General features: G+C 34.0%; 2 protein-coding genes. Both read left to right on the forward strand.

The features are described from left to right. The first annotated feature begins 99 nt into the window (after positions 1-99). Positions 100-3,354, forward strand: a complete 3,255-nt coding sequence (locus tag N456_RS08640; RefSeq protein WP_148639259.1) for an RHS repeat domain-containing protein — start codon at positions 100-102, stop codon at positions 3,352-3,354. 12 nt (positions 3,355-3,366) lie between these two features. Beyond that, a partial coding sequence (locus N456_RS08645; protein ID WP_240315508.1) for a DUF6443 domain-containing protein occupies positions 3,367-5,183 on the forward strand: 1,817 nt, incomplete at its 3' end.

Below are 5,183 nucleotides of genomic sequence, written 5' to 3' on the forward strand. Positions count from 1 at the left end.
ATTTTTTTTAAAAAAAAGTAAAAAAAAAAATCCCAGTTTCAAAAAATGAAACTGGCGCGCCTTATTATTGCATCAAGAAAAATAAAAAACACTCATCATATGAAAAATATTTTACGACTACTATTCCTATTCTGCTATAGCATGGGTGCCCAAGAGGTAAGTACAGAACATCTTAAATATCATCATAATTATACCCCGGTGACCCCTAATGCTAGCAATTTTCTAATCTATGGGAATACCCCTGTTAATCATGCAACAGGAATCCCACAAATTAACATTCCATTATTTACTATTGAAGAAGATGGGATCTCTGTTCCTATCTCTCTTTCTTATCATGCTTCGGGAGTTAAAGTAGACGATCTTGCTAGTGCTGTAGGGTTAAAATGGACTCTTAATGCAGGAGGAGGAATCTTTAGGCAAGTAAATGATAAACCAGATGAAGCGGGTTGGTTACTCCCAGCATCAAGAGATTATGTTACTTCAGACTGGGTTAGAGAAAACCCTGTGACGAGCCAAAATGCACAAAGAGATCTTAGTGTTTCTGCTCTAACACACGATTATAACCCTGATGATTTTAATTACAGCTTCTTAGGAAATTCGGGTTCTTTTATTTTTAATCGTGATGGAACTGTCGGTCTAGAACAAAAAAGCCAAATGTATATTCAAAAAATACAAGGAGTAGGTCAATTAATCGATTTTATGGCAAAAGATGCGACAGGAAATACTTTTTATTTTAATAATGTCAAAGAATCAAATTCTAAAAATGTTATTAATGGCGGTGGATTTGATTTAAGTTTTAATCGAGAAACAAGTATCACAGGTTGGATGATCGATCATATTACTACAAAAAATGATAAACAGATTACATTTAAATACCTACCATATCAGTTTGAATATACATTAGCAAATACATCTCATAGTATAAGTCATTCAGAAAAATGTAACGTAAAAAAACTCACACAACCCAGTCATACAATCCCAGTAAAAACAGGAAGTTGTGGCTGTGAGGGAGAGACTACAGCTCAGGTGCCAGTATATAATACTGCATTACTCCGTACTTCTATAATACAGAAACCTATCAATCAACTTATAAAGAATATAGAATCTGATCGTATAAAAGTAACATTTAATTATGCTGATGATAATTCTTTATCTGAATGGAAAAAAAAGCTTATATCGATTGATATCTTAGATAAAATCAAAGGTAAAAAGAAGTCGTTCCGTTTTACTTATGGAAAATTTTCAGGAGATCCTCGCTTACGATTAGATGCAGTACAAGAAATTGGATTTGATGGTACGGTAAAACCCCCACATCAATTTGAGTATATAGCTGGAGATTTACCCAAAAAAGGGAGTATGGCAAAAGATCTTCAGGGGTACTATAATGGAAATAATAATAATGAGACTTTGATTCCTTTTTCTATGCCTGCTTATACTAAGCTAACAACTAGGTATTTAGAACAATTAGGAAATCGAACGGTGGATATAGATTATCTAAAACGAGGTATTCTTAATAAAATCATATACCCGACAGGAGGATCTACTATTTTTGAGTATGATGGAAACTCAGAAATAACAACACGAGTTGATTTTCCAACGCTAGTAAAGTATCCGCCGGTTTCTGTAATCCCAACAACAAATGATGTCTCAGAATATGGTCAATCTGTATTTACACAGGAGTTTACGATAACAGAAAATGCAACAAGTGATGGTACTTTGGTAACACATACAACGGAATCTAATGCATGTGAATACGATGATAATAATCCTAGTATTGATTGCTCTAGATGGAATATCTATAAAAAATTAAGTGATGGAAGTTTAAGCAGTTCTGTTTTTGATTCTCCAAGAGTTATTGGTCCTGAAAAAGGAGAAATCATGCTAAAAAAAGGAACTTATGTGTTAGAACTTGTTGTAAAAAACAATATACTAATTACCAAACCTACTATACGTGTATCAGTAAGATGGGATAGAGTAGAAACTAAAAAAACTACTACACCAAGAAAAGTATATACAGGTGGGATACACATAAAGACCATAACTGATAGAGATGAACATAAAAAGATAGCCAAAAAAACTACCTATACGTATGATGGAATAACTCGCAATATTCCTAGAATTAATGATTATATCAAAGAGTACGGTGTAAAAATGGTATTCTCCTCTAATGACATAAAATCTAACCTAATAACCAAAAAATCAGGATATTTTTTTAAAAAAGTAACCATTGAAGCTTCAGGAGCCGACGGACCTTTAAAAACTATTGAATACTTTTCTCGTAGACATCGCAATAGATCGTATGAATCAGTAATGACTCGTCAGGAAATATATAAAGACAATACTATTGTCAAAACCACTGATATGGACTATATAAATGAGATAGAAAGCAGAACCTATTTTTGGACATTAACAGATAAAGACGAGTGTGTTTTTAATCCATATACGACCACTAATAATATAGGAGTCTATTTAGGATATGGTACCCCTGAGTCATCATACTATACTCACACGAAAAATGTACTCTCTAAACGTACGGAGATCAGCTATTTTAATAAAGAAAACGAACCTATTAATGCATTAGTATCTATAAATCGATATCAATACAATAATACTATGCAAGTCATTAAAGAAGAGATTGATGGTCGATATTATGTAAAAAATAAAGAAGATCTGGCAAATAAAAATTTTACTATGTATCCTGATGGAAACCATAGTGAGATCAGGTACACATACCCTAATAACCATTCATCCGAAAATGCTACTATAGCTACTTTAGCTAATAATTACCAAATAGCGTTGCCAATTAGTAAGAAAGTATATACTAATGGCACTTTTATACAAGGTCAGTATGTTGATTATGATATCAAGGGTAATGTTATAGCGACTTATAGACACCATAAAGGCAAAGCTGTAAATCAATCTTCAAAAGGTCATATTCCATCTAATTATGAATTATATCAGCAATATAAGATAGAAGAAGGCAAGCCTGTAGAAATGCAACGAAAAGATGGTATCCCTACTTCTATTTTATGGGATAGCACTAAGAACTACATATTGGCACAATTAATTGGGGTTACCAAAACTCAATTAAATGAAGTAACAAGAAGTATTGACTTAAAAATAACTACAGATGATCAACTAAGAACATTGTATAATCGTTTAAGAACTACTTTTTCTAAATCGCAGATAACTACATATATACATGATCCATTAAAGGGCATGGTAGAGATGACAGATGCAAGGGGGTATACCTCTAAGTATAGTTATGATGGATTAGGAAGATTATCTCAGGTAAAAGACCAAGATAATTCCTTAATCTCTGAGAACAAGTATCATTATAAGAACCAAAACTAAAAACCATATACAATGAAGATGACAACACTAAAGAATCTAGTACTGGTTTTTATAGTACTATGTAGCCACACGATATATTCACAATTTGGAGAAGGGGATCCCATTGGGGATCATGATGGAAATAATGCCTATTTCTATGATAGCGATAAAGATGGCTACGGGGATCCGGCCGTACGAGAAATTGCAAGAACACGACCCCATGGATATGTAACCAATAAAAACGATCTAGATGATACGACTCCATTAATTACTAATGTCCCTCCCAAAAACTTCTATAAAGATGGAGATGGAGATGGATTTGGTCTTTCTTCTACAAAGACTTATCGTAGTATTCGCCCTTCGGGTTATGTCACTAAAGAAGGTGATTGTAATGATGGTAACCGAGAGATACACCCTGATGTAGTATGGTATAGAGATAAGGACGGAGATACATGGGGGGATCCTAACGTTACAAAAAAACAATGTATACAACCTTCTGGTTATATTCGTAGAGCAGGAGATAAGGACGATGATGACAAACGAATTACCAATATTACTCCTCGTTATTTTTATCTAGATTATGATGGTGATACCTATGGAGATCCACGAGTAAAGGTTTATGAGAGTGTTCGCCCATCAGGATATGTAGATAATGATCAAGACTGCGATGATCTTAATGAACATAGGCATCCTAATGCAATTTGGTATAGAGATATCGATGGTGATGGTTGGGGTAGTGAACATGGGATTATTAATAACGACCCACCTACCAAAATACAATGCTTGCCACCTCTTGGATATTCTCATAAAAGAGGAGACCTTCATGATGAAAACAAGTTCATCAATAATATTCCGCCTAAAAATTTCTATAGAGATGTAGATAAAGATGGATTTGGTAATAATGGCATTAAATTATATCGTAGTTTTCCTCCAGAAGATGGATATACGTATGTCCTTAATGGTAATGATTGCGAAGATGACAAACCAGAAGTACACCCTAATACCATTTGGTATAGAGATAAGGACGGAGATACATGGGGGAATCCTAACGTTACAAAAAAACAATGTATACAACCTTCTGGTTATATTCTTAGAGCAGGAGATAGGAATGATGATAAATCTTTGATTACCAACATACCGCCACGGCATTTTTATTATGATTATGATAATGATACGTTTGGAGACCCTAATGTTAGTCAATATGCAAGTTTACAACCATCAAGATATGTAGATAATAATAAAGATTTAGATGATACCACAGCTAGAATTACTAATATTCCTCCAAGACTTTTTTATGCCGATAGTGATAACGATACCTTTGGAGATCCTAATAAGGGAGAATATTATAGTGTCCTTCCAATAGGATATGTAGCCAATGCAAATGATCTTTGCCCAGGGATTAAGGGACCTAATAGAGGCTGTATTGAGCTACCATATACCGGTATCCCCAAAAGTAATGAGAACTATGTGTTTACACGTGTTTTTCAAAAACCAATGACATCTTCAAGTAGTATTAATGGGCATGAAGATGTAATCGAGAACATAGCTTATTATGATGGATTAGGGAGAACAAAACAACAAATATCCATTAATGGATCACCAAGCTTAAACGATATTGTAACCCATATTACATACGATGATTATGGTAGGCAAGATAAACAATACCTCCCATTTGAGAGAACAACAGGAACATTTGGCTCCTATAGCACAGTAGACATCAATACAGATATCAATACCTATTATAAAGATACCTATGCAGATGACTTTACAGGAGTAGCTCTTGCAGACATTAATGCCTATTCAGAAAGTGTTTATGAAAACTCTCCTCTAAACAGAGTAGTAGAGCAAGG

The sequence above is a fragment of the Aquimarina longa SW024 genome (assembly GCF_001401755.1).
GTDB lineage: Bacteria > Bacteroidota > Bacteroidia > Flavobacteriales > Flavobacteriaceae > Aquimarina > Aquimarina longa.

Coding starts and splice junctions, on each gene's coding strand:
- N456_RS08640 (WP_148639259.1), top strand. CDS start 100: ATGAAAAATATTTTACGACTACTATTCCTATTCTGCTATAGCATGGGT.